Raw genomic sequence first — 22,650 nt, forward strand, 5'->3', positions numbered from 1 at the left:
CGGAGTGGACTGGCGGTCGTCAGTCCAGACACGCCGCGACGACGCGGAGCGGGCGCTCCCCCCTGACTTCGTCGGCGAGCAGCGGTACGCGCTTGACGTCGTACTCGCGGAACAGCTCCTGGGCCTGCGAGAGCGCCGCCTGCTGGACTTCCCAGCGGCGCGCGCAGAACTCGCAGCCCTCGGGGTTCGGGGAGACGAACGCCTCCCCGGGCACGTCGACGGTGTCCGCGAGCGGCTCCATCACGCGGTTGACGACGACGGTCCCCACGGGGACGCCGAACTCCGCGAGCCGGTCGGTGAGCCGCTGGGCTTCGAGGACGCTCATCTCCTCGGGCACCAGGACGACGCGGAAGTCCGTTCTGGTCGGGTCCGTCAGGACTGCGCGGAGGCGTTCGACGCGCTCCTCCACGGCGTCGAGGTTCCCGAGGCCGGCCTGTTCCTCGTCGTCGTCGCCCTGTCCGAACATCCCCGTGAGGCCGTCCATCATCCCGCCGAAGCGCTCGCGGAACTGCATCATGCGGCCGACCATCGAATCCAGCACTTCCGGGAGTTCCAGCAAGCGGAGCGTGTGCCCCGTGGGAGCGGTGTCGACGACGACGCGGTCGAAGCGCTCGTCGTCCATGTACTCCAGGAGGAGCTGGACGGCGGCGGCCTCGTCGGCGCCCGGCATCATCGCGGCGTCGTCGTCGGCGCCGCCCGCCGCGCCGCCGAGCAGCTCGTCGAGTCCGCCCGCGAAGCCGCCGTCCTGCCCGAACATGCCGGCCTGTGAGAGCGCGTCGTCGGGGTCGATTTCGACCGCCCAGAGGGGACTGTCCTCGCGGACCTTCGCGGGGCGGCCGGGCACGTCGAACTCCAGGGTGTCCGACAGCGAGTGCGCGGGGTCCGTCGACACGACGAGCGTGGCGGTGCCGTCGTTCGCGCTCGCGAGCGCGGTCGCCGCCGCCATCGTCGTCTTCCCGACGCCCCCCTTCCCGCCGTACAGCACGTACTCCGCGGTCCCGCTCGCCACGCCGGGGTCGAGGGAGTCGACGGCCTCGACCTCGATTTCGTCCATGGGGGAGCGTCGGCGACCCAGCGGGGTCAAAGCGTCGGTTGGCGTGTCGGGCCGCTCGCGGCCTGTCCGCGAACGTATTGGCCAGAGAAGTTTTCCGATTGAGGTGTGTTATCTCTCTGCATGGAGGGCGTCCTGAACGAGCGCACGGAGACGGTGCACAAGAAGGGGGTGGAGAACCCCTACAGCCGGACGAAGTGCGGCGCCACGACCGACCTCGGCCACGACGAGCTCCGGACCGTCCCCGTCGAGCGCGCGCTCGACGACTTCGACGCCTGCCGCTGCGGCCGGTGTTTCTCCGACGCCGGCGGGTACTGAGCTACCGGTCGGCGAAGTAGTCAGCGAGGCGCTCGGCGGCTTCCTCGACGCGCGGCGTCACGAGCGCGAAGCGCAGCCAGTCCTCGCGAGCGGTGCCGAAGCCGGCGCCCGGCATCCCCGCGACGCCGGCCTCGTCGATCAGCTCGAACGTGTTCTCCAGCGTCCCCGGGAAGTCGGGGAAGCGCGCGAGCACGTAGAAGCCGCCGTCGGGCTTAGTGTACTCCGCGCCCGCGTCGTCGAGCGCGGACGTGAACGTCTCCACGCGCTCGGCGAGGCGCTCGCGGTTCTCCTCGTAGTAGCTCGGGTCGGTCTCCCGGAGCGCGTGCAGCACGGCGGCCTGCGCGGGCCGCGACCCCGCCACGTTCGTCAGCATGTGCCGGGACTTCATCGGCTCCACGTGGGCCTCGGGCGCGATGCAGTAGCCGACGCGGAACCCCGTGATCGCCAGCGACTTCGAGAAGGAGTTCACGACGACGCGGTGCTCGGAGTCGAACTCCAGGGCGGACGTGAACCGCCCGGAGAAGTCGAAGTGGTCGTACACCTCGTCGCTGACCAGAATCGCGTCGTACTCCTCGGCGACGGCGACCAGTTCGCGCATCGTCTCCTCGCCGTACACCGCGCCCGTGGGGTTGTTCGGCGTCGTCGCCATGATGCACGCGGTGTCCTCGCTGGCCGCCGCGCGTACGTCCGCGGGGTCGAGGGCGCCGTCCGCAGCCGTGCCGACGAACACCTGCTCGCCGCCGAGCATGTTCGTCTTCCCCGGGTAGTAGGGGTAGACGGGGTCGGTCATCACGACCTCGTCGCCGGCGCCGCGCTCCAGCGCGCGCCCCATCGCCAGGTAGTTCGCCCCGCCGCCGCCGTTCGTGACGATCACCTGCTCGACGGGCACCTGCCGGCGCGCCGCGATCTCCTCGCGGAGCTCGCGGAGGCCGTCGCTGGGCGGGTACTGGAAGTTCTGGCCGCCCGTGTCGGCGTACTCGTGGAGCCCCTCGGCGAGCGCGGGCGGCGACCCCCAGTCGGGGTTCCCCGACACCATGTTCACCACGTCGCGGTCCGCGTTCACCGCGTACTGTATCACGCGGAAGAACAGCGGCTCCTCGTAGTCCATACCCTCTCCTTCTCGCCGCGACACGTGGCTCTTTCGTCCCCGCGGGAGGCGGCGAACGTTACCGCTACTCCGCGGTTGATTCGGCCGGTCGCCGTGGGTTCGAGTATGGTCGACTACGCCGAACACCTCCGCGAGTACTACGACGCCGTCGACGACGACCGCATCGACGACTTGCTCGACTTGTTCGCCGACGACGTCGTCTACGACCGCCCTGGTCAGCAGTCCATCGAGGGCAAGGACGACCTCGAAACGTTCTACCGCGAGGGCCGCCCGCTGGAGGACGGCAGCCACACCGTCCACGACGTGCTCGTCGACGGGTCTCGTGCGGCCGTCCGCGGCACGTTCTCGGGCGTGCAGGACGGCGAGGACGTCGAGTTCGGGTTCGCGGACGTCCACGTCTTCGAGGACGGCCGCATCGCGAAGCGGTACACGTACACCGACCGCGACACCGTCTGACGCCACCACCTTCTTGCTCGCGCGCTCGGTATCCCGAGCCATGCGCGAGTACGCCGCCGACCCGCCGATAGAGGAGGAACTCAACGACGAACTCCCGGCCGCCGGCCATACCGTCGCGACCGCCGAATCCTGCACTGGCGGGCTCATCGGGTCGCTGCTGACGGACGTCTCCGGGTCCAGTGACTACTTCGACCGGTCGCTGGTGACGTACACGTACGACGCCAAACTCGACCTCGGCGTCTCGCGGGAGGCGCTCGACGAGCACGGCGCCGTCAGCGAGCCGGTCGCCCGGCAGATGGCGCAGGCGACCCGGGACGCCGCCGGCACGACGTGGGGCGTCTCCACGACGGGCATCGCCGGCCCCACGGGCGGCAGCGACGGGAAGCCCGTCGGCACCGTCTACATCGGCGTCGCGTACGCCGGCGACTGGGGGACGCAGACGTCGTACGCGGACGTCGAGCGCCGCGAGTTCGACGGGACGCGGACCGAGATCAAGGAGCAGATCGCGCGCCGCGCGCTCCGCAAGCTCGGCGAGCACGTCGCGGAGGCCCGGCCGTGACCGCGTCCCGTAACTGTGACGTGTCCCCGGACTCTCGGTCCGCGCGATGAACAAAGGCGACCACATCCTCAACGGGCTGCTGCTCGCGGTCGGGCTCGGGTACGTCCTCTACCCCGCCGGCGGCGTCGAGACCCTGCACACGATCGCGGCAGTCCTCATCCCCGTCGTTCTCGGTGCACTCTTCCCGGACGTCGACACGGACTTCGGGAAGCACCGCAAGACTCTCCACAACATCCCCGTGCTCGCGCTGCTGTACGTCTTCCCCGTCTACTTCGGGAACCTCCAGTACGTCTGGATCGGCGTCCTCACCCACTACGTGCTCGACGTCGTCGGGAGCAAGCGCGGCATCGCGCTGTTCTACCCGCTCTCCGACCAGGAGTACGGGCTCCCGGTCGGCGTCACCACGGTGTCGAAGTACGCCAGCACAGTCACGGTCGTCATCACGCTCGTCGAACTCGCGGCCATCGCGGTCGTCGTCCACGTCGCCCCGCAGTACGTCCCCATGGACGCGGTGAGTTCCGTCTTCTAGTAGACGGCGACGTCGTCGAACTTCCCGCCGTACGCGATGTGGCGGGGGTGGGTGGGCTCCATGCCCGAGAGGAGGAGCCGGTCGACTTTCTCCCACGTGTTCTCGTAGCCGAGGTGGAGCTGCTCGGCGAGCTCTCGCGCCCGGAAGCGGGCGTTGCGCTGGTGGTACGTCCGCCGGGACACGCCCGACTGGAGCGCGTCCACGAGGTCCGCCTCCGAGTCGATGTCGGCGTCGAACTCCGTCCAGACGCCGCCGACGGTCTCGGGCCGGTGGGCGTACGAGGACGCGAACGCGGGGATGCCGTAGGCGTCGGCGACCTTCCGCGCGCGCCGGTCGTGGTGCGGGAGGTGTTTCGGGTTGTACGTCTCCACGGCGTCGATTCTGTCGCGGAGCCGCTCGACGTCCGCGGCGGTCAGACTCACCGTGAGGAATCCCGGGTGGGGAGCGAGCACCGCGGCGTCCTGGCGGTCGAACTCCGAGATGGCGCCGTCGAGGGTCACGAAGTCCGGGACGGGGTCGTCGAGCCCGACTGCGAGCACGTGCTTGCGGTCCCGCCACGACCCCGTGAACACCTCGCGGCCGGGCACCACCAGCAGCTCGTCGTCAGAGAACGCGGCGGCGCGCTCGCGGAGCTCCGGCAGCCGCGTGAAGTGCGGCGCGTACACGAGCACGTCCACGCCAGCGGCCTTCGCGCGACGGACCACGTCGTCGTCGAGCACCTTCACGTGGAGGTCGACCCGTGTCGTCGGCACGACACGAACTTCGCGGGCCGAGGTTTAGCGGTTTACGGTTCCGGCCGATAAACTCCGCGTCCGATGTACGGCGTTCGCGGCCGCTTATGCTGGTGGCACCCGAACCACCGGTATGAGCCTGAACCTGCTCTCCGAGGACGTCGTGCCCGAGCACGCCCTCGACGTCAAGCGGGACGCCCGGGAGTTCGCCGAAGAGCACATCGCGCCGAACGCCGAGGAGTACTACCGGACCGGGGACTACCCCTGGGAGATTCTGGAGGCGGGGATGGACGCCGGCCTCGTCGCCCAGGACATCGGCGAGGAGTACGGCGGCCGCGGTCTCGACCTCGAACAGGTCCTGGCCATCGCCGAGGAGTTCTACCGCGCGGACGCCGGCATCGCGCTGACGCTCCAGCTCGCGAGCTTCGGCGCGGAGATGCTCGAACAGTACGGCACCGACGAGCAGAAAGAACGGTACCTCCGCCCGGTCGCTGAGAACGACCAGATCACGGGCCTCGCGGTCTCCGAACCCGACATCGGTTCTGACCTCGCGGGGATGCACACGACCGCCGAGAAGGACACCGCCGAGCAGAGCTCGGCGAGCTCTGAGTCGACTTCGGCGACTCAGAACGGCGACGAGTACGTGCTGAACGGCGAGAAGTACTGGATCGGCAACGGCGTCGAAGCCGACTGGGTGACGGTGTACGCGAAGACCGGGGACACCGACGACCGCTACATGAACTACTCGCTGTTCATCGTCCCCACCGATACGGACGGCTACGAGGCCGAGCACATCCCCGAGAAGATGGGGATGCGCGCCTCCAAGCAGGCCCACATCGTCTTCGACGACTGCCGGATTCCCGAGGAGAACGTCATCGGCAGCGAGGGAGCCGGGTTCATGATGCTCGCGGACTTCTTCAACCACGGCCGCGTCGTCGTCGGCGGGCACGGCCTCGGCCTCGCCGCCGCGGCGCTCGAAGAGGCCTGGGAGTTCGTCCACGAGCGCGAGGAGTTCGGACGCCACGTCGCGGACTTCCAGGCGGTCCAGCACGGCCTCGCGGACATGCGCCTGGAGTTCGAGGCCGCCCGTGCGCTGAACTACCGCGCCGCCCGCAAGGTCGAGAACTACGAGAACCCCGGGCTGTGGGCGGCGATGGCGAAGACGAAGTCCACGGAGGTCGCCGTCGACAACGCCGAACAGGGGATGCAGTTCCACGGCGGCCGCTCGATTCTCACCGACCGCCGCATCGCCCGGGTCTACCGGGACGCCCGCATCCCCGTCATCTACGAGGGGGCCAACGAGATCCAGCGCAACCTCATCTACCGGCAGTCCGGCGAGCAGTAGCGAGGCGGACGACGGACCGATTTTCGTTCCGGCAGACTGGAGGGGGTGACGAACACCCTGGGCCGACGAACCGGCCTCTCGGTGCGTCTATCGCCCGTATCTGGCGCCGGTTGTCGTTCGTTATCTCGTTGCTAACAGCGCTTTCGAGAGTGATAACGCGTCTGACGCGCGACCGACAATCACGGGACGCTCCGGGTTCAGTGGTTGCGAATGCGACACAAGGTTTATCTGCGCGGTCAGGTTACAGCTACCCATGTCTGCGTGGGAGTGCGCGATCGTCGGCTGCGGGTCCACGTTCGAGCGCGTCGAGGCGCTCCTCGCCCACCAGGTCGCCGACCACGACGCTCACGACTGCGAAATCTGCGGGGAGACGGTCCCCGAGGGCTACTTCGCGATCAAGCACGGCCTGCGCGAGCACACGCGCGCCGAGTACGTCCGATTCTACGACGGCGACGCCGAGGCGATCCGCGAGCGCGAACGCGTCCTCGACGACGTCGCGGAGGCGGTCGACCCCGCGGTGCTCGAGGACCTCCTGAGCGACGAGCCGGTGGACGCCGCCGACGCGACCGACGCCGCACACGCGACGACGAGCTGAGTTCTCGCCCGCTCCGTAAGCGATTAGGGGCGGCTCCGCGACCACGCGGTATGCGACTCGCACGACTCCGAACCAGCGATGGCGTCGTCTCCGGGGAGTACGACGACGGCGTCGTCGTCGCGGACGGCACCGAGCACGTCGTCGGCGAGGACGGTACGCTCGCGCCGCCCTGCGACCCGTCGGCGCTGTACTGCGTCGGCCGCAACTACGCGGAGACGCTCGACCAGATGGACTACGAGCGCCCCGACCAGCCGGACTTCTTCATCAAGCCGCCGGTCTCGGTGGTCGGCCACGGCGACGACGTCCCGTACCCGACGTTCACGGACGAACTGACGTACGCCGGCGAGCTCGCGGCGGTCGTCGGCGAGCGCTGCCACCGCGTCGACGAGGCCGACGTGCCGGACGTGCTGCGCGGGTTCACCATCATGAACGACCTCGACGCACTCGACCAGCCCGGGCGCACCGCGCGGAAGGCCTTCGACGCCTCCGGCCCGCTCGGCCCGTGGATCGAGACCGACGTCGACCCGCGCGGCATCGACATGCACACCGACGTCGCGGGCGAGCGACGCCAGGAAGCCAACACGGAGCTGATGCTGTTCGACCCCTACGAGGTCGTCTCGTTCCTCTCCGAGCGATTCACGTTCCAGTCGGGGGACGTCATCGCGTTCGGCAGTCCCGCCAACCCCGGGCTCGTCGAACCCGGCGACACCGTCGAAATCACGTACGAGGGCGTCGGCACCCTGGAGAACACCATCGTCGAACCGAACGGGGACTGAATTGCCTGCGTCTCCGTTCGTCAGGCCAACTGTGCGCCGCCCTCGACGCGGTTGTGGAACACGTCGTCGGTCAGCCGCACGTGCTCGACGACGCGCTCGTGAACTTCCTCGTTGGAGAACTCCCTGTCGTCACTGAGGTACGCGCATCTCGGATCCCACCCACAGGCCGGGCACTCCGAGAACAGGTGTTTGGGCATAGTTAGCACTACTCGCCCAGCAGTCAAGAGTGCTGTTACCAAGTAGTGACACCGCCCGATGAACGAAGAGGACGTGCGGTTAGCGCTCTTCGGAATACGCTCGCGGCTACGCCGCCCACGCTGCTTGAGAAGCGCTTTCAGCGCTCCTCGCTGGTCTCGTGAGCGATAGCGAACGAGACGTCGAAGAACGCGCTAGCGTTCTTCGGAATCGAGCACGCGAATCTGGTCGCCGCGGACCGTCACCGGAATCGGGACGGTCGCCTCGTACAGCTCGACGGTCACCTGGTCCTTGCTCTCGTCGATGCGCTGGACCTGGGCCTTCTCGCCCTTGAACGGGCCGGCGATGAGCTCGACGATGTCGCCCTCCGCGATGCCCTCGACGTCGGGCTTCGGGGAGAGGAAGTGCTCGACCTCGCTGATGCCGGACTCGCCGGGGACGAGGCTGCGCGCGTGCGGAATCTCGTCCATCACGCGCTCGATGATGGCGTGGTCGTCGGCTTCGACCATCACGTAGCTGGTGAGCGCGTCCGGCGCGAGCACCGCGTGAATCTCGTCGGCCTCGCGGTTCGCGATCATGCTGGCGACGGTCTGCTCCTGGCTCGCGGTCGTCTTGACGGCGTACACGCCCATTTTAGATCACCGAGGTGACGACTTCCATCAGCAGGAAGATGACGAAACCGAGCAGGCCGACCAGCAGGATGCCGGCGCCGGCGATCTTCGCAATCTGGGAGAACTCCTCCCACGACGGCGTGCTCGCCAGCCGGAGCACGCGCGTGTATGCGGAAAGCTCTAGGGGAACGTCCATACTCGCGTACACTCGGCGAGCGCTCTTTTATCTATTGATGCCGGGCCGCGCGAGCGGCCCCCTCCTTTATCGTTCTCTCGGGCGTATCTCTACGTACATGCCCGAAGAAGTCATCTTCGAGTCCGAGAGCGACCGGAGCCGCGAGGAGATCGCCGCCTATCTGCGCACCGTCGCGGACAACCTCGAATCCGGCGAGGGAATCACGCTGAAATCGGACGGCGACTCGTTGTCTCTCGACCCGCCGACGCACTCGACGTTCGAGGTGAAGGCCGAACGCGAAGGCCCCGAAGGCGGCCCGAAAGAGCTGAGCGTCGAGTTCGAACTGGAGTGGCCGGAGGACGGCGAAACTGAATCCGAGAGCGGCGAACTGGAAATCGAGTAGGGGAAGTGGTGAAGCCGCGGAAAGCCGTGCGGAGCGGAGCGCATCAGCGCGGCGAAGCCGGGCTGTTCACCGCCGGAGCGGGGCGGAGCCCCGCGGAGGCGGGTCTTTTTAGCGTAGCTTTTTGCGCCGAGCGGTGGGCGAGCGAAGCGAGCGCACCCGAGGCGGAAAAAGGTACTATTCCACGTAGTCGATGTCGTCGATTTCGGAGTCGCCGCCGTCGGGCTCCGGGGCGGGTTCGGGTTCGGGGTCGTCGCCGCGGCCGTAGATCTGGGGGGAGTCGACGCCGGTGACGACGACCATGGTGCGCATCTCGCCGTCGAGTTCCTCGTCGATGCTGGTGCCCCAGATGATGCGGGCGTCGGGGTCGATGCGGTCGTAGAGCTGCTCGACGACGCCTTCGGCCTCCTCGATGCTCATGTCGGGGCCGCCGGTGACGTTGACGAGCGCGGAGTTCGCCGAGGAGATGTCGACGTCGAGCAGCGGGGAGCGCAGCGCGCTCTTGACGGAGTCGGCGGCTTTGGCGTCGGAGTCGGCTTCGCCGAGGCCGATCATGGCGACGCCACCCTTCTCCATGACGGTGCGAACGTCGGCGAAGTCGAGGTTGACGAGGCCGGGCTTGGTGATGAGCTCCGTGATGCCCTTGACCGAGCGCATGAGAACTTCGTCGGAGACCTTGAAGGCCTCGCGGACGGGGAGCTTGCCGACGGAGTCGAGGAGGCGGTCGTTGGGGACGACGATGACGGTGTCGGCGACGTCGCGGAGGCGTTCGAGGCCGGCTTCGGCGTTGGTGCGGCGGACTTCGCCTTCCGCGGTGAACGGCGTGGTGACGATGGCGATGGTGAGCGCGCCGGCTTCGCGGGCGGCCTTCGCGACGACGGGCGCGGAGCCGGTGCCGGTACCGCCGCCGAGGCCGGCGGTGACGAACACCATGTCCGAGCCCTCGATGGAGTCCCGGATCTCGTCCTGGGATTCGAGGGCGGCTTCCTCGCCGACCTGTGGGAGCGAGCCGGCGCCGCGGCCCTGGGTCTTCTGCTGGCCCATGAGAATCTTGGTGTCGGCCTCGATGTCGACGAGGTGCTGGACGTCGGTGTTGGCGGCGACCAGCGACGCGCCGTGGATGCCCTCCTCGAACATGCGGTTGATGGTGTTCGACCCCGCGCCGCCGCAGCCGACGACGGTGATGCTCGTCTGGAGCTCCTGGAGCACGTCTTCGAGCTCGTCGTCGGTCATCTCCCCGGTGGGGACGCTGGCGGACGACCCCTCTGACGGGACGTCACCTGCTTCCGAGGCCGAGTCCTCGTCCTCGGCCTCGTCGATGGCGTCCTGCACAATCGAGTCCATTGTTGGGTAACGGGTAGCGTGTGAGGCTTAATTACCTTTCCCCTCCGCGTCGGACGGGCGGCAGACGCGCTCGCGCGTCCGCTCGCGGAACCCGACCGAAATGGTCGCGGTCTCGGTGCGGGTGACGTCGCCCGGTTCGACTTCGGCGCCGTCGACGGTCACCGGTTCCCCGGACGCGAGTTTGCCGAACTTCGGCCCTTCGGGGACGCCGAGGTCGCTGGCGGCCGCGGGGTCGAAGGCCTCCTGCGTGGCGGTGAGTGTGCCGTTCTCGCGGCCGACGTCGTAGTCGCGTTCGAGGACTCCCACGACGCGGTCGAGGAACGCGTCGTAGGCGGCGTCGTCGGCGAACGCGGCGGGGCCGGCGAGTCGGTTGCCGTTCTCCTCGGTGGCGTACGCGAGCGCCGTCTCGTGGGCGGCGTTCACGGCTGCCTCTGCGTCGGTCGCGTGGACGGCGTCGAGCAGGCCGGCGGGCAGGTCGACGACCGCGTAGCCGTCGTCGTACCCCGCGGCTCGCTCGCCGAACCGCAGGCCATCGTCGACCTGCCGGACGTCGCGTTCGAGACTGTCGACGAGGTCGAGGAGGACGCCGTCGCTCTCGCGGACCCACGTCTCGCTGACGACGCGGTAACCCAACTCGGCGACGACGCGCTCGACGGCAGGCTCGTCGCCGTCGACGACCGCGTGCTCGGCGCCGCTCGCGTCGAATATCCGCCGGACGACGTCTCGGTGGGCTTCGGGGTCGCCGAGGTCGTCGAGACACCAGTCGGCGGCGACGTGGCCGACGCCCCAGCCGGTCTCCTCGACGATGCGAGTGGGGCGGGGCGCGTAGTGCCCGCCGCCGAACGCGACGAGTGCGCGGTCAGAGCGGGCGCCGACGCCGCGCAGGTCGAGGACCGCTTCCGCGACCGCTCGGGCGCCCTCCGGGTCGTCCCACTGCTCGTCGCCGCTGCCGAGTTCCACGAACATCGACGGCGCGCTCACCTCGGTCGGGCCGTGGTGCGTGCACTCCATGCCGACGTCGTAGCCCTCGGGGGCGTGCTCGCGGAGCGCCGCGACGACGTCCCGGTGGGCGTTCGGGCACGTCTCGGCCAGCGAGCGGTCCTCGCCGCCGTACTCGGCGTCGCCGAAGTTCCCGGTGTGGTGGGCGGTCAGCAGCGCGCCGGTGTCGCCGGCGTGCCGCGAGACGACGACCACGTAGTCGGGGTCGTCGAACGCCGCCGCGGGGTCCTCGATGTCGATGTGGAGCTCGTCGAACTCCCGGAGCTCGAAGCCGTCAGCGCGGTAGACACCGCCGCCAACCTCCTCGAAGTCGCCGAGGTCGAGCAGGTGCTCGCCGATGTGTTCGGACGCGCTGTCGGCCCGGCTCACGACGATTCCAATCACGGCCGGGCCTACGCCGCGGCTCCTAAAACGACTGCCGTTCCCCGCCGAGTTCCCGTCAGTCCGCGCTCGCGCCGAACGCCGAGCGCGCGGCCTGCACGGTGGCCCGGAGGAGCCGGGCGACCGCCTCGCGGCGCTTCACGAGGAGGACGGCAGCGAGCGCGAGGTAGACCGCGGTGTACGCGTACAGCACGAGGATGCTGAGCTCGGTCGCGCGCGGCTCGGCGACCGTCCGGATGATGGCGAACTCGGCGAACACCTGCGTGAGGAACAGCACGAGCAGCGTCACGGCCTCCCAGACGGTGATGCGGAGGTTCGAGAGGATGGCGATGGCGAAGAGGCTCTGCGCGGCGGTGATCCAGATCTCGACGGCCTGCTTCTCGTCGAACGGGAGCGTACCGATGCTCCCCGACGCGATGCTGTAGACGACCGCGAGCGTGCCGATGAGCAGCGTCCACTGGTTGAGCTTCGAGGAGATGAGCGCGTTGAAACCCGCGGTCGAACGCGCCTTGTTCACGAGGTAGACGACGACGATGAGCTCCGGGCTCTCGGAGGCCAGCGGCGCGATCCACTGAATCATGAAGAACGGCGGGATGCCGGCGTTCTCGCCGATGACTTCCAGGCCGTGCGCGAACGGGTGGACGGCGGTGTAGATGACCGCGCCGGAGAACGCGAACAGGAAGAGGACGGTGGCGACGCGGGCGGCCTTCCCTAGCTCCTGGAGGTACCCGGGGACGCCGACGTGGTCGGTGTCGTGGGAGACGTCGCCGCGGATGATGATGGCGATGTAGGTGGCGAACAGCCCGACGAGCACGACGGTGTCGAGGACGTCGATGCCGCCGCGGAACGGCACGAGGAACGCGTACGTGGTCGCCGCGAGCAGGAACGTGACTTCGGTGGCGATGGCGGGGTCGAGGTTGACGACGCTGCGGAGGCCGCCGCGCTGGTCGACGGCGGGGTCGCGCGACGAGCGCGCCTTGTAGACGGTGAACAGCGCGACCCCGGACCACCCGATGCCGATGAGGATGCGGTTCGCGCCCGTCATGTTCGCGACCGCGAGGTTCGCGGCCTCGGCGCCCCGGGCCGTGCCGACGTTCGCGCCGGCGGTCCAGGCGTACAGCGCGTCGACGGCGTACTCGGGCGCGACCGCGAGCACCGCGAGCACCGCGATGGCGAACGCCGGCGGCACGTCCTTCTCGGCGGTCTCGGCCCCCCACGCGAGGAGGAACGACGCGCCGAGGACGGCGACGCCGCTGACCGCGACGGTCGTCATCTCGCCGAGCCCGTACGCGTCCGGGCCACCGGTCGCGAAGACGACGACCCACGGTGCGGTCAGCAGCGCTGCCACCACCAGCGCCGCCAGCGGGTGCCGCAACTGCTCTCGCAACATACGTACAGTGACCGCGATGCGCTCCCTAACGCTTGTGGTAGTCCCGGAACGCGCGGGGGTCGGCTACGGCAGCAGGAAGTAGAGGAAGCCGACGTAGCCGGCGAGCAGCGCCCCGCCCTCGATTCGCGTGATGCGCTCGCCGAGGCCCATGATGGCGAGCGCGGCGACGGTGAACGCGAGCATCACGGGGAACTCGTAGCTGACCGTCGCCGGCGTCACCGAGATGGGGACGATGACGGCGACGACGCCGATGACCGCGAGCACGTTGTAGATGTTCGACCCGACGACGTTCCCGATGGAGAACTGGCTCTCGCCGCGGACCGCGCTCACCAGCGAGGTCGCCAACTCGGGAACGGACGTGCCGAACGCGATGACGGTGAGGCCGATGAAGAGGTCGCCGAAGCCCCATGCCTGCAGGACGCCGCGGCCGCCGAGGATGAGCGCCCGCGACCCCACGAGCAGCAGAACGATAGAGCCGACGAGAATCAGGTAGTCCCGGGCGGTGGCGTTCGCGGCATCGTCGCCCATCTCGACGTCCTCTGGGAGCGCGACGTCGTCCTCCTGTTTGGACTTGTAGTAGAGGTAGCCCGTGAACGCGGCGAGCAGCGCGAGCAGGACGGCGCCGTCGAACGCGGCGAGGGTGCCGTCGAGGCCGAGCGCGACGAGCAGGACAGCCGCGGCGAACATGAACGGCCCGTGCTGGTAGAGGGTCTTGTCGTCGACCCGCATCGGCCGGACGACCGCCGAGGCGCCGAGCACGAGGCCGATGTTGGCGATGTTCGACCCGACGATGTTCCCGAGCGCGATGCCGTCGGAGGCGGTGAGCGCGCCGGTCGCGGAGACGAACAGCTCGGGGGCAGTGGTGGCGAACGCGACGATAGTGACCCCGACCGTCGCGGCCTTCACACCGTGGGAGAGCGCGAGCGTAGACGCCGCGGCGACGAGGAGTTCGGCGCCGACGTAGAGCAGCAGGATGCCGACGAGCAGTGTCGCGCCGTCGGCGAGGAGTGTGCCGGCCATATCGCGCCGTCGGCGCTCGCCGGCTAAAACCGTTCGGAGTGAGAACCAGTTATAAGCGACGCCGGAGTTTGTGGAGGCGTGCAGGTATTCGGACTCGTCGGGAACCCGGTCGAACACTCGCTGTCGCCGCCGATGCACGAGGCCGCGTACGACGACCTCGGACTGGACGCCCGGTACGTCACGTTCGAGCCGGACCGCGGCGATATCGAGGCTGCCGTCGAGGGCGCGGACGCGCTCGGCGTCGCCGGCCTGAACGTCACCATCCCGTTCAAGCAGGCCGTCCTCGACGTCGTCGAGCCGGACGACCTCGCGGCCCGCATCGGCGCCGTGAACACGATCGACTTCTCGGGTGACACGATCACTGGACACAACACCGACACGGAGGGCGTGCGCCGCTCGTTCGCCCACCACGACGTCCCGCTAGCCGAACGGGACGCCGTCGTCGTGGGCGCCGGCGGCGCGGGTCGCGCGGCGTCGTTCGCGCTCGCCGACGCGGACGCCGACGTCAGCATCGCGAATCGAACTGTCTCGACGGCGGAATCGCTCGCGGCGGACGTCGGACCGGCGGCGTCCGCGCACTCGCTGGACGCGCTCCCGGAGCTGCTCGCGGACGCCGACGTGCTGGTGAACGCGACCAGCGTGGGGATGGAAGAAGACGTTTCGCCCGTCCCGGCAGACGCGCTCCACGCCGACCTCGCGGTCCTCGACGCCGTCTACGCGCCGCTGGAGACGCGGCTGCTCCGGGACGCCGACGCCGCGGGTGCGACGACCATCGACGGCGCGTGGATGCTGCTGTTCCAGGGTGTCGCCGCCTTCGAGCTCTGGACGGGCCGAGACGCGCCCGTGGACGCGATGAACGACGCGCTCCGGGCGTCCCTCTGAGCGGGCGGCTTTAAGTGAAGTGGGGGAATATAGCCACCCAATGGGACTACTCTCGACACTCAAATCGCTACTCGGGATGGAGGATGAGGGCAACTCCGCCGGTAGTGGGGTGGACGTGACCGTCGAGCGCGAGCCGTCGGCCGAGTCCGAGCGAGCCGTCAAGGAACCGGACGAGGAAGTCGACTCGACGCCCGAGGCGACGGGCGACGAGACGGACTCCGCGGAGACCGAGTGGGAATCCGAGCCGGAAGACGAGCCGGCCGGCGAGTCCGAGGACGAGGAGAGCGAAGACGAGGAAACCGCGGATGAGGCGGCCGGTGGCGACGACGAGCCGGTCGCGACCGAAACGGACGCCAGCGCCTCGACGGAGTCGCTGGTCGACGAGGACCACACGGACGACTCGACGCGCGCCGCCGAGCCGGCCGAGGCCGCGGGCCCGGACGACGACGGCTCCGACGCCGTCGAGGGCGACTCCGTCACCGTCCTGAAGGGCATCGGGCCGGCGTACGCCGACCGGCTCTCGGACGCGGGCGTCGACACGGTCGCGGAGCTCGCCGCGGCCGACGTCGAGGACCTCGCCGAGCGCGTCGACCTCTCGCCGAAGCGCGTCGGCCGCTGGGTGGAGACCGCCCAGGACTACGAGTGATGGGCACAGGTGCCCGGTCCGCCGTCGAGACGTGCAGTACCACGTAGACGGCGAGCTCGTGGCCGCTGAGGACGCGACGGTGAGCGTCCGCAACCGCGGGTTCCAGTACGGCGACGCCGCCTTCGAGACGCTGCGCGCGTACGGCGGACAGGTGTTCGCGTGGGCCGCCCACGCCAGCCGCCTCCGTGCGTCCTGTGATGCGCTCGGTATCGACCACGCGCTCTCGGACCGCGACCTCCGTGGCCGCGTCCACGCGACGCTCGCCGCGAACGACCTCGCGAACGCCTCCGTCCGCCTGACCGTGACCCGCGGCGACCAGTCCGGGTCGTTCGCGCCCGGCGACGACGTCGACCCGACCGTCGTCGTCGTCGCAGACGAACTCCCGCGCGGCGGCGTCGGGGGCGAGCGCGCGTGGCGGTCGCCAGCGTCCGCCGCGACCGTCGCCGTCGAGCGCGTCGCCGACGACGCGCTCCCCGCCGTCGCGAAGACGAACAACTACCTCAACGGCGTCCTCGCGCGCATCGACGCCGGGGACGCCGACGAGGCGATTCTCCTCGACAGCGAGGGCCGTGTCACGGGCGGCGCCACGAGCAACGTCTTCTTCGTCGATGACGGCGTCGTCCACACGCCCAGTCTGGACCTCCCGGTCAACCCCGGCATCACGCGCTGGGCGGTCGTCGAGCTCGCCGAGGACATCGGAATCACCGTCGAGGAAGGCCACTACACGCCCCAGGACCTCCGCGCCGCCGACGAACTCTTCCTCACGAACACCACGTGGGAGGTCCGGCCCGTCTCCGAGTACGACGACACTACCTACTCGACGTGCAAGGTCGGCGCGCGGCTCGCCCGCGCGTTCGCCGAGGAAGTCGAGCAGCGGCACTACTAACGCACTTTTTGCTGCGCTCGCGGCCTCCGTCCGCTCGCTGGCAAAACTTGCGGAAAAAGCACTCCTCCCTCCAGCCGCGGGCTTCGCCCGCGTTAGTCGGTCGTCGGCCTCGCGGCTTCGCCGCGAGTGAACCGCTCGCGCCTCGCGGCGCTCGCGGATGCTCGTGCGTGAACATCCGCGGATTCCGGCACGCTCAAATCCGCGCGCCGAATACGCGGTGCCGATGGGAGACGAGCGCATCGCCGCTGTCGACGAGGTGCCGACGGACGGGACGCTGCTGTACACGCTCGCCGACGACGGCGACGAGCGCGAGGCCATCCTGCTGCAGCTCTCGGACGGCACCGTCACGTCGTTCCTGAACTACTGCATGCACTGGACGGACGTGAAACTCGACACCGGCGACGGCGCGCCCGTGCGGAACGGCGACGTGGTCTGCCGGAAGCACGCGGCGACGTTCGAGAAGGACTCCGGGGTCTGCACGCACGGCCCCTGCGAGGGCGCGCAGCTCGACCGCGTCGAGGTCGCGGTCCGCGACGGCGACGTCTACCTCGCGGACGGCGACTACGAGTTCGTGCGAACGGGCGCCGACGAGGACGACCCCGTGGACCTCTCGACGTCGCCGGGCTCGCGCCTCGGCTTCTAGACGTTCTCGACGACGAACGCGGGCTCCTCGATGCCCTCGTTCTTACATTCGGGACACCGCGACGGCACGTTCACGGGGTCGTCGAAGCCGTCGAACCCACAGTTTCGGCACTCCGGCGGCTTCACGAGCAGTTCCTCGCCGGTGCCGTCGAGGCTCTTCGAGAGGTGTCGGACGTGGGTCAGTGCCGTCCCACGGGAGACGTCGAACGCCTCGGCGAGGCCGCTGGGCGTCTCCGGGCGGTCGCGGAGCGTGTCGAGGATACGCTCGCGGGTGGTCTGGTCGTCCATACCCCACCGTGCGTTCCCCGATGAAAAAGGACTTATCGAACCCTGAAGACTATCGACGTATGAAAGCCGTCGTCCTCGCCGGAGGGTACGCGACGCGTCTGTGGCCCATCACGAAGCACCGGCCGAAGATGTTCCTCCCGGTCGGCGACTCTACCGTCATCGACGAGATCTTCGCGGACCTGGAAGCCGACGACCGCATCGACGAGGTGTTCGTCTCCACGAACGAGCGCTTCGCGGATGACTTCGAGGCGTACCTCGCGGACAGCGAGTTCGAGAAGCCGACGCTCACCGTCGAAGACACATCCGAGGAGGACGAGAAGTTCGGCGTCGTCGGCGCGCTCGCACAGCTCGTCGACCGCGAGAACGTCGACGACGACCTCGTCGTGGTCGCCGGGGACAACCTCATCAGCTTCGACATCGCGGAGTTCGTGGACTTCTTCGAGGCGAAGGGGACGCCCGCGCTGGCGGCCTACGACGTCGGGAGCTACGAGCGCGCGAAGTCCTACGGCCTGGTCGACCTCGACGGCGACGAGGTCGTCGACTTCCAGGAGAAGCCCGACGAGCCCAAGAGCACGCTCGTCTCCATCGCGTGCTACGCGTTCCCCCGGGAGACGCTGCCCGACCTCGACACCTACCTCGCGGAGGGCGAGAACCCCGACGAGCCCGGCTGGTTCATGCAGTGGCTGCAGGCCCGCCAGTCCGTCCACGCGTTCACCTTCGAGGGCGCGTGGTTCGACATCGGCACGCCGGAGTCGTACCTCGACGCCGTCCAGTGGAAGCTCGACGGCGACAACCTCATCAGCGACGACGCCACGGTCGAGAACACGACCATCGGCGAGAACGTCCACGTGATGGGCGACGCCGACCTCCGGAACTCCAGCGTCGACAACTCCATCATCTTCCCGAACGCGACGCTGCGGGACTGCGACGTCCGGGACTCCATCATCGACGAGCAGACGCGCCTGGAGAACATCGACTTCGCGGGCGCGCTCATCGGCGCGCACACCACGATCTCGAACGGGCAGTAGCCTAACAAATCGACTTCGCGTTGATGCCCATTCCTTCTAGGGCGTCGACGTACTCCTCGTAGGCGACGTCTACGACCTCTACAGCCGCCGCGCTCGCGCGCTCCCAGTCGTCGTCACCGTCGGCGACGTCGCCGAGCAGTCCGACTGCGGCCTCGGTGTCCTCGTCAGTCTCCGCCCGGAGAGCGCGGAACAGGTCCGCGCGGCCCTCGTCGGCCTGATTCACGAAGTAGCTCACGAACTGCGCGAGCGTGCGGTCGGCGACGAGCCCGCGGCCGACGACCGCACCCGCGCGCTCCACTGGGTCCTCCAGCTCGCGCAGGTGGTCGTGGACGGCGCCCGGGTCCGCGTCCACGTCGTCGCCGAATTCTGCGGTGACGCGGTCGTAGTGGTCGCGCTCGCGCTTCGCGAACGTGCCGAACGCCTCGGCTGCGTCCCCGGACGCGCTCTCCGCCCAGGCCTCGAACACGTCGGCTGCCGCGGCCTCGCTGGCGGCCGCCGCGCGCAGCACCGTCTCGTCGTCGAGCGTGGCGTCCGTGAGGGCGACGAGGCGCTTCGAGGAGCCGAGGCGGTCGAGTTCGGTCGCCGCGTCGGCCTCGACGGTCGCCCGGAAGTCGTCGTCCATACACTGCGATTCGCGCGCTTCGCACGTGAGCTTTTGCCACGCGAGACCGTACGGCCGGTCGTGACCTCGCCATCAATCACGCCGCGGGAACTGTACGACCGCATCCGGAGCGGGGGCGTCTCCGTGCTGGACGTCCGCGACCGCGACGAGTTCGAGGCGTGGCACGTCGACGGCCCGGACGTAACCGCGGCCCACGTGCCGTACATGCAGTTTGCGGCCGCGCAGGCCTCCGGGAACGCCGCCGACCTCCTCCCAGACGACCTCGACGAGCCGGTCGTGGCGGTCTGTGCAGTCGGTGAGGCCAGCGGGGAGGCTGCCGAGGCGCTCCGCGAGGAGGGGGTCGACGCCGTGAACCTCGACGGCGGGATGGAGGCGTGGGCGGACCTCGTGGTCGCCCGCGACCTCGGCGGTAGCGTCGTGCAGTACGAGCGCCCGTCGTCGGGCTGTCTGTCCTACCTGCTCGCGGACGGCGACGAGGCAGCAATCGTGGACCCACTCGCCGCCGCGAGCGAGCGCTATGTGGTAGACGCCGCCGACCGCGAGGCCAGCATCGAGTACGCCGTCGACACGCACGTCCACGCCGACCACCTCTCGGGAGTCCGCGCGCTCGCCGACGAGACCGGCGCGGAGCGCGTGCTGCCCGCGGGCGCGACCGAGCGCGGCCTCCACTACGACGCGACGCTCGTCGAAGACGGCGACTCGCTCTCGGTCGGCGACCGGGAGGTCGTCGTCCACCACGCGCCCGGCCACACGACCGAACTCGTCGTGCTGGAGTGGGGCGACCGGCTGCTCACCGCGGACTGCCTGTTCCTCGACGGCGTCGGCCGCCCGGACCTCGAAGCCGAAGACCGCGCCCGCGAGCTCGCGGGCCGGCAGTACGACACGCTCCACGACGTGATTCTCTCATTCTCGGCGGAGACCGCGGTGCTCCCGGGGCACGTCGAGGCGACGACACGGATCGCGGGGGACGGCTTCGCTCGCGACCTCGGTGACGTCCGCGACTCGCTGGAGTTCGCCGACCTCTCGCGGGAGGCGTTCGTACAGCGGCTCACGACGGACCTGCCGCCGCGGCCGGCGAACTACGAGGAGATCGTGTCGGCGAACCTCGGCGAGCAGGAGTTAGGAGAGGAGACGCTGGAGCTGGAGCGCGGGCCGAACAACTGCGCGGTGTCCTCGACGTGACTCAGTCGTCGTCCGCGGCGGCGGCGCCCGCAGCGGCGTCCTCCTCGATGCTCGGCGGGTACTTCCCGCGGTCGAGCTTGAGGTCGGACTGCGGGCGCGCCATGCAGGTGAGCGCGTAGTTCTCGGCCTCTTCCTCGGTGAGGCCGCGGGCCGCGGGCTGGGTGACGTCGCCCTCCTCGATTTTCGCGGAGCACGCCAGACACATGCCGACGCGGCAGGAGTACTCCTGCGCGATGCCCTCCTCGAGGCAGGCCGACAGGATGGTCTCCTTGTCGGAGACCCGAATCTCCTCACCGGTCCCGACGAACTCGACGGTGTACTCGGTCATAGCTGGCGGTTGCAGGAGAACGGGTAAAACTCTTCCTTCGCCCGTGTCCTCGCCGAGCGGACAGATTCGGACGTAAAGAGTTTTCCTCGCGGCTACGAACGCGGGTGTATGACAACCCACGAGTCCGATACCGACTCGCACAGCGAGTCGACTCCCCAGACGTGGTCTGGGGACATCGCCGTCGTCGGGGCCGGCACTGCGGGCTGTTACACGGCCGCGACGGCGGCGAACGCCGGCTACGACGTCGCGGTCGTCGAGCGGAAGTCCGCGGAGGAGGCCGGCCACATCGCGTGCGGTGACGCCCTCAAGGGCGCGGACGCGTTCCCCGAGGCCATCCCGAAGGAGCGCCTCGAACCCGCGTTCACGAACACGGGCGTCGACCACGGCCGCTTCGAGATTCCCCAGGAGGACACCGTCCTGGAGATTCCCGTCCCCGGGGAGCTGGCGGTCATCGACCGCTGGGAGTACGGCCGCTGCATCATCGACGCCACGGAGGACGCCGGCGCCGACTTCTTCTACAACGTCGTCGTGCAGGACATCCTCCAGGACGACGACGGTACCGTCACGGGCGTGAAGGGCACGCGGAAGGGCACCGCCCACGAGTTCGACGCGGACGTCGTCATCGACGCCGCGGGGTCGCTCTCGATTCTGCAGGACAAGACCGACTTCTCGGAGGCGACCTTCGACACGAACGTCTCGTACTCGCAGTTCTGCTCGGCGTACCGCGAAATCGTCGACGTCCCCGAGGAGGTCGAGTGGGACGACGCGCTCGTGTTCAAGCCCACCGAGCGAGCGGCGGGCTACCTCTGGTACTTCCCGCGGACGAGCACGGAGATCAACGCGGGGCTGGGCTTCCAGATGAACGAGGAGCCGATGGAACTGGTCGACGACCTGAAGCAGGACCTCCGCCAGCGCGAGGAGTTCGAGGGCGGCGAAGTGAAGGACAAGCTCGGCGCGGCGCTGCCGACGCGGCGGCCGTACGACTCCGCGACGGCGCCCGGCTACATCGCGGTCGGCGACGCCGCGGCGCACGTCAACCCGACGACCGGCGGCGGCATCGCTGGCGCGGCGTACGCCGGCAAGTACGCCGCGGAGGCGGCCATCGACGCCATCGAGTCCGGGGACGTCTCCGAGGACGTGCTCTGGGAGTACAACGAGCGCGTGATGGACCACTTCGGCGCGCGCTACGCCGCGCTGGACGTGTACAACATCCTCTCGACCGCGGTGGACGTCGACGACCTGATGGGGCTGCTCGCGGCGCTCCCCGGCGAGAAGCTCGCGGAGGCGCTGTACGGCGGCAGCACGGAGTTCAGCCTCCGTCTGAAGGTCGTGACGGCGCTGAAGTCGTTCGGCTACTGGTCGAACATCTGGGAGTTCTACCAGACCAAACAGCAGGCCGACCGCCTCCTGGAGCACTACGAGGACTACCCGTCCAGCCCGGCCGCGCTCGCCGACTGGCAGGCCGAGCGCGACGCCATCATGGACGACGTCTACGAGGTCACGGGCGCCGAGCCGAAGTACTGAGCCGCCGGCGCAGCGCTACTCCTCGCCGCCTTCGCCGTAGTCGCCGCCGTACTTCAGCACCGCCCACGTGAACCCGAGAATGCCGAGGAGCGCGGTCACCGCCCAGACCGCCAGCTGTTTGGCCGTCGCCGGGAGCGCCGGGACGTACCCCTCCTGTTCGCCGGCATCGGGCGTGACTTCGAGGGTGGCGACCATGCCGACGGACTCGTGTGGGATGCAGAAGTACTCGTAGGTTCCCTCCACGTCGAACGTGTGCTCGTACGACTCGCCGCCGGCGACGTCCCCCTGCTCGGGGTACGCCTCCCGGGCGGCCTCCTCGGACTCCAGGCCGCCGCTCGCGAAGAACTCAGCGTCCTCGGGGATGTCGTCCTCGTAGGCGGTGACGGAGTGTCCGATCGACCCCACGTTCTCCCAGACGACCGTCGTCCCGGGTTCGACGCCCTCCGAATCCGGCGCGAAGACCAGGTCGTCGGTCATGTCTATCGTCGTCGTCTCGTCTTGAGCGGCGGCTTCTCCGGCTGCTGTCGCGCCGGCCGCGGCGGCCACTGTCGCGAGGAAGCCCCGCCGTGACACTTCACTGTCCATGCAGATTGTTCTGCGGTCGCCCACAAGACGTTTTCTCAGGTTTTCAATAGGTGG

General features: G+C 69.3%; 29 protein-coding genes. 15 read left to right on the forward strand and 14 right to left on the reverse strand.

Features of this window, described 5'->3' with window-relative positions:
* Nucleotides 1–19 precede the first annotated feature (19 nt).
* Complete coding sequence (locus tag G9C83_RS03855; protein ID WP_167244789.1) at nt 20–1,054, reverse strand: TRC40/GET3/ArsA family transport-energizing ATPase; 1,035 nt, start codon at nt 1,052–1,054, stop codon at nt 20–22.
* Nucleotides 1,055–1,174: 120 nt separating this feature from the next.
* Here G9C83_RS03855 and G9C83_RS03860 point away from each other — a divergent pair, with 120 nt between their 5' ends.
* Nucleotides 1,175–1,369 carry a hypothetical protein gene (locus G9C83_RS03860; protein WP_167245677.1) on the forward strand — a complete coding sequence of 65 codons (195 nt, stop codon included), beginning with the start codon at nt 1,175–1,177 and terminating at the stop codon, nt 1,367–1,369.
* 1 nt (nt 1,370) lies between these two features.
* On the opposite strand, the gene G9C83_RS03865 is transcribed toward G9C83_RS03860, so the two are convergent.
* Nucleotides 1,371–2,477, reverse strand: coding sequence for a pyridoxal phosphate-dependent aminotransferase (locus G9C83_RS03865; protein ID WP_167244790.1), 1,107 nt, complete (start codon nt 2,475–2,477; stop codon nt 1,371–1,373).
* A gap of 105 nt (nt 2,478–2,582) precedes the next feature.
* Between G9C83_RS03865 and G9C83_RS03870 the strand changes: the two genes are divergently transcribed.
* Genes G9C83_RS03870 through G9C83_RS03880 form a run of 3 tightly spaced genes read left to right on the forward strand, consistent with a single transcriptional unit; the run spans nt 2,583 to nt 4,021 of the window.
* The gene (locus G9C83_RS03870) at nt 2,583–2,933 is read left to right on the forward strand and encodes a nuclear transport factor 2 family protein (protein ID WP_167244791.1); all 351 of its coding nucleotides are present in this window, start codon (nt 2,583–2,585) and stop codon (nt 2,931–2,933) included.
* A gap of 40 nt (nt 2,934–2,973) precedes the next feature.
* The gene (locus tag G9C83_RS03875) at nt 2,974–3,492 is read left to right on the forward strand and encodes a CinA family protein (RefSeq protein ID WP_167244792.1); all 519 of its coding nucleotides are present in this window, start codon (nt 2,974–2,976) and stop codon (nt 3,490–3,492) included.
* Nucleotides 3,493–3,538: 46 nt separating this feature from the next.
* Nucleotides 3,539–4,021, forward strand: coding sequence for a metal-dependent hydrolase (locus tag G9C83_RS03880; RefSeq protein WP_167244793.1), 483 nt, complete (start codon nt 3,539–3,541; stop codon nt 4,019–4,021).
* On the opposite strand, the gene G9C83_RS03885 is transcribed toward G9C83_RS03880, so the two are convergent.
* Entirely contained in the window at nt 4,018–4,773 is a 756-nt protein-coding gene (locus tag G9C83_RS03885) for a PHP domain-containing protein (RefSeq protein WP_167244794.1), read from the reverse strand. The two genes, G9C83_RS03880 and G9C83_RS03885, sit on opposite strands and share 4 nt — an antisense overlap.
* 118 nt (nt 4,774–4,891) lie before the next feature.
* Between G9C83_RS03885 and G9C83_RS03890 the strand changes: the two genes are divergently transcribed.
* The 3 genes from G9C83_RS03890 (at nt 4,892) to G9C83_RS03900 (ending at nt 7,468) form a co-directional block, all read left to right on the forward strand.
* A complete protein-coding gene (locus tag G9C83_RS03890; RefSeq protein WP_167245678.1) occupies nt 4,892–6,097 on the forward strand; it encodes an acyl-CoA dehydrogenase family protein in 1,206 nt (401 codons plus the stop codon).
* A 253-nt stretch (nt 6,098–6,350) separates the two neighbouring features.
* On the forward strand, nt 6,351–6,692 hold the full coding sequence (locus tag G9C83_RS03895) for a hypothetical protein (protein ID WP_167244795.1): 342 nt from the start codon (nt 6,351–6,353) through the stop codon (nt 6,690–6,692).
* A gap of 50 nt (nt 6,693–6,742) precedes the next feature.
* On the forward strand, nt 6,743–7,468 hold the full coding sequence (locus G9C83_RS03900) for a fumarylacetoacetate hydrolase family protein (protein ID WP_167244796.1): 726 nt from the start codon (nt 6,743–6,745) through the stop codon (nt 7,466–7,468).
* A gap of 20 nt (nt 7,469–7,488) precedes the next feature.
* Here G9C83_RS03900 and G9C83_RS03905 read toward each other — a convergent pair whose 3' ends face one another.
* The 3 genes from G9C83_RS03905 to G9C83_RS03915 form a co-directional block, all read right to left on the reverse strand.
* Nucleotides 7,489–7,665, reverse strand: a complete 177-nt coding sequence (locus G9C83_RS03905) for a hypothetical protein (protein ID WP_167244797.1) — start codon at nt 7,663–7,665, stop codon at nt 7,489–7,491.
* 192 nt (nt 7,666–7,857) lie between these two features.
* A complete protein-coding gene (locus G9C83_RS03910) occupies nt 7,858–8,295 on the reverse strand; it encodes a transcription elongation factor Spt5 (RefSeq protein WP_167244798.1) in 438 nt (145 codons plus the stop codon).
* Nucleotide 8,296: 1 nt separating this feature from the next.
* Nucleotides 8,297–8,470: a protein translocase SEC61 complex subunit gamma gene (locus tag G9C83_RS03915; protein WP_167244799.1), complete on the reverse strand. Its 174-nt coding sequence runs from the start codon at nt 8,468–8,470 to the stop codon at nt 8,297–8,299.
* A 97-nt stretch (nt 8,471–8,567) separates the two neighbouring features.
* Between G9C83_RS03915 and G9C83_RS03920 the strand changes: the two genes are divergently transcribed.
* Nucleotides 8,568–8,852, forward strand: coding sequence for an amphi-Trp domain-containing protein (locus G9C83_RS03920; RefSeq protein ID WP_167244800.1), 285 nt, complete (start codon nt 8,568–8,570; stop codon nt 8,850–8,852).
* Nucleotides 8,853–9,026: 174 nt separating this feature from the next.
* On the opposite strand, the gene ftsZ is transcribed toward G9C83_RS03920, so the two are convergent.
* From ftsZ to G9C83_RS03940, 4 genes are all read right to left on the reverse strand, one after another.
* The gene (gene ftsZ, locus G9C83_RS03925) at nt 9,027–10,193 is read right to left on the reverse strand and encodes a cell division protein FtsZ (RefSeq protein WP_167244801.1); all 1,167 of its coding nucleotides are present in this window, start codon (nt 10,191–10,193) and stop codon (nt 9,027–9,029) included.
* A 27-nt stretch (nt 10,194–10,220) separates the two neighbouring features.
* Nucleotides 10,221–11,576, reverse strand: coding sequence for a D-aminoacyl-tRNA deacylase (locus G9C83_RS03930; RefSeq protein WP_167244802.1), 1,356 nt, complete (start codon nt 11,574–11,576; stop codon nt 10,221–10,223).
* A 55-nt stretch (nt 11,577–11,631) separates the two neighbouring features.
* Complete coding sequence (locus tag G9C83_RS03935; protein WP_167245679.1) at nt 11,632–12,960, reverse strand: sodium:calcium antiporter; 1,329 nt, start codon at nt 12,958–12,960, stop codon at nt 11,632–11,634.
* A 66-nt stretch (nt 12,961–13,026) separates the two neighbouring features.
* Nucleotides 13,027–13,983 (reverse strand): calcium/sodium antiporter, encoded by a 957-nt coding sequence (locus G9C83_RS03940; RefSeq protein ID WP_167244803.1) that lies wholly within the window; start codon nt 13,981–13,983, stop codon nt 13,027–13,029.
* Nucleotides 13,984–14,061: 78 nt separating this feature from the next.
* On the opposite strand from G9C83_RS03940, the gene G9C83_RS03945 reads away from it, so the two are divergent.
* The 4 genes from G9C83_RS03945 to G9C83_RS03960 all read left to right on the forward strand — a co-directional run bounded on the left by G9C83_RS03945 (nt 14,062) and on the right by G9C83_RS03960 (nt 17,040).
* Nucleotides 14,062–14,865 (forward strand): shikimate dehydrogenase, encoded by an 804-nt coding sequence (locus G9C83_RS03945; protein WP_167244804.1) that lies wholly within the window; start codon nt 14,062–14,064, stop codon nt 14,863–14,865.
* 40 nt (nt 14,866–14,905) lie between these two features.
* A complete protein-coding gene (locus tag G9C83_RS03950) occupies nt 14,906–15,511 on the forward strand; it encodes a helix-hairpin-helix domain-containing protein (RefSeq protein ID WP_167244805.1) in 606 nt (201 codons plus the stop codon).
* Nucleotides 15,512–15,542: 31 nt separating this feature from the next.
* Nucleotides 15,543–16,397 carry an aminotransferase class IV gene (locus G9C83_RS03955; RefSeq protein WP_167244806.1) on the forward strand — a complete coding sequence of 285 codons (855 nt, stop codon included), beginning with the start codon at nt 15,543–15,545 and terminating at the stop codon, nt 16,395–16,397.
* 223 nt (nt 16,398–16,620) lie between these two features.
* Nucleotides 16,621–17,040: a Rieske 2Fe-2S domain-containing protein gene (locus tag G9C83_RS03960; protein WP_167244807.1), complete on the forward strand. Its 420-nt coding sequence runs from the start codon at nt 16,621–16,623 to the stop codon at nt 17,038–17,040.
* On the opposite strand, the gene G9C83_RS03965 is transcribed toward G9C83_RS03960, so the two are convergent.
* The gene (locus tag G9C83_RS03965) at nt 17,037–17,327 is read right to left on the reverse strand and encodes an ArsR family transcriptional regulator (protein WP_167244808.1); all 291 of its coding nucleotides are present in this window, start codon (nt 17,325–17,327) and stop codon (nt 17,037–17,039) included. The two genes, G9C83_RS03960 and G9C83_RS03965, sit on opposite strands and share 4 nt — an antisense overlap.
* Nucleotides 17,328–17,386: 59 nt before the next feature.
* On the opposite strand from G9C83_RS03965, the gene G9C83_RS03970 reads away from it, so the two are divergent.
* Complete coding sequence (locus G9C83_RS03970) at nt 17,387–18,355, forward strand: NDP-sugar synthase (RefSeq protein ID WP_167244809.1); 969 nt, start codon at nt 17,387–17,389, stop codon at nt 18,353–18,355.
* Between the two features lies 1 nt (nt 18,356).
* Here G9C83_RS03970 and G9C83_RS03975 read toward each other — a convergent pair whose 3' ends face one another.
* On the reverse strand, nt 18,357–18,977 hold the full coding sequence (locus G9C83_RS03975; protein ID WP_167244810.1) for a rubrerythrin family protein: 621 nt from the start codon (nt 18,975–18,977) through the stop codon (nt 18,357–18,359).
* 60 nt (nt 18,978–19,037) lie between these two features.
* On the opposite strand from G9C83_RS03975, the gene G9C83_RS03980 reads away from it, so the two are divergent.
* Complete coding sequence (locus G9C83_RS03980; RefSeq protein ID WP_167244811.1) at nt 19,038–20,159, forward strand: rhodanese-like domain-containing protein; 1,122 nt, start codon at nt 19,038–19,040, stop codon at nt 20,157–20,159.
* Between the two features lies 1 nt (nt 20,160).
* Here G9C83_RS03980 and G9C83_RS03985 read toward each other — a convergent pair whose 3' ends face one another.
* Nucleotides 20,161–20,487, reverse strand: coding sequence for a 2Fe-2S iron-sulfur cluster binding domain-containing protein (locus G9C83_RS03985; protein ID WP_167244812.1), 327 nt, complete (start codon nt 20,485–20,487; stop codon nt 20,161–20,163).
* Nucleotides 20,488–20,595: 108 nt separating this feature from the next.
* Between G9C83_RS03985 and G9C83_RS03990 the strand changes: the two genes are divergently transcribed.
* Entirely contained in the window at nt 20,596–22,011 is a 1,416-nt protein-coding gene (locus G9C83_RS03990) for a geranylgeranyl reductase family protein (RefSeq protein WP_167244813.1), read from the forward strand.
* Nucleotides 22,012–22,026: 15 nt separating this feature from the next.
* Here the strand turns inward: G9C83_RS03990 and G9C83_RS03995 are convergent, their stop codons facing one another.
* Nucleotides 22,027–22,596 carry a plastocyanin/azurin family copper-binding protein gene (locus G9C83_RS03995; protein ID WP_167244814.1) on the reverse strand — a complete coding sequence of 190 codons (570 nt, stop codon included), beginning with the start codon at nt 22,594–22,596 and terminating at the stop codon, nt 22,027–22,029.
* Nucleotides 22,597–22,650: the final 54 nt, after the last annotated feature.

The sequence above is a fragment of the Halobacterium sp. R2-5 genome, from assembly GCF_011734195.1.
GTDB lineage: Archaea > Halobacteriota > Halobacteria > Halobacteriales > Halobacteriaceae > Halobacterium.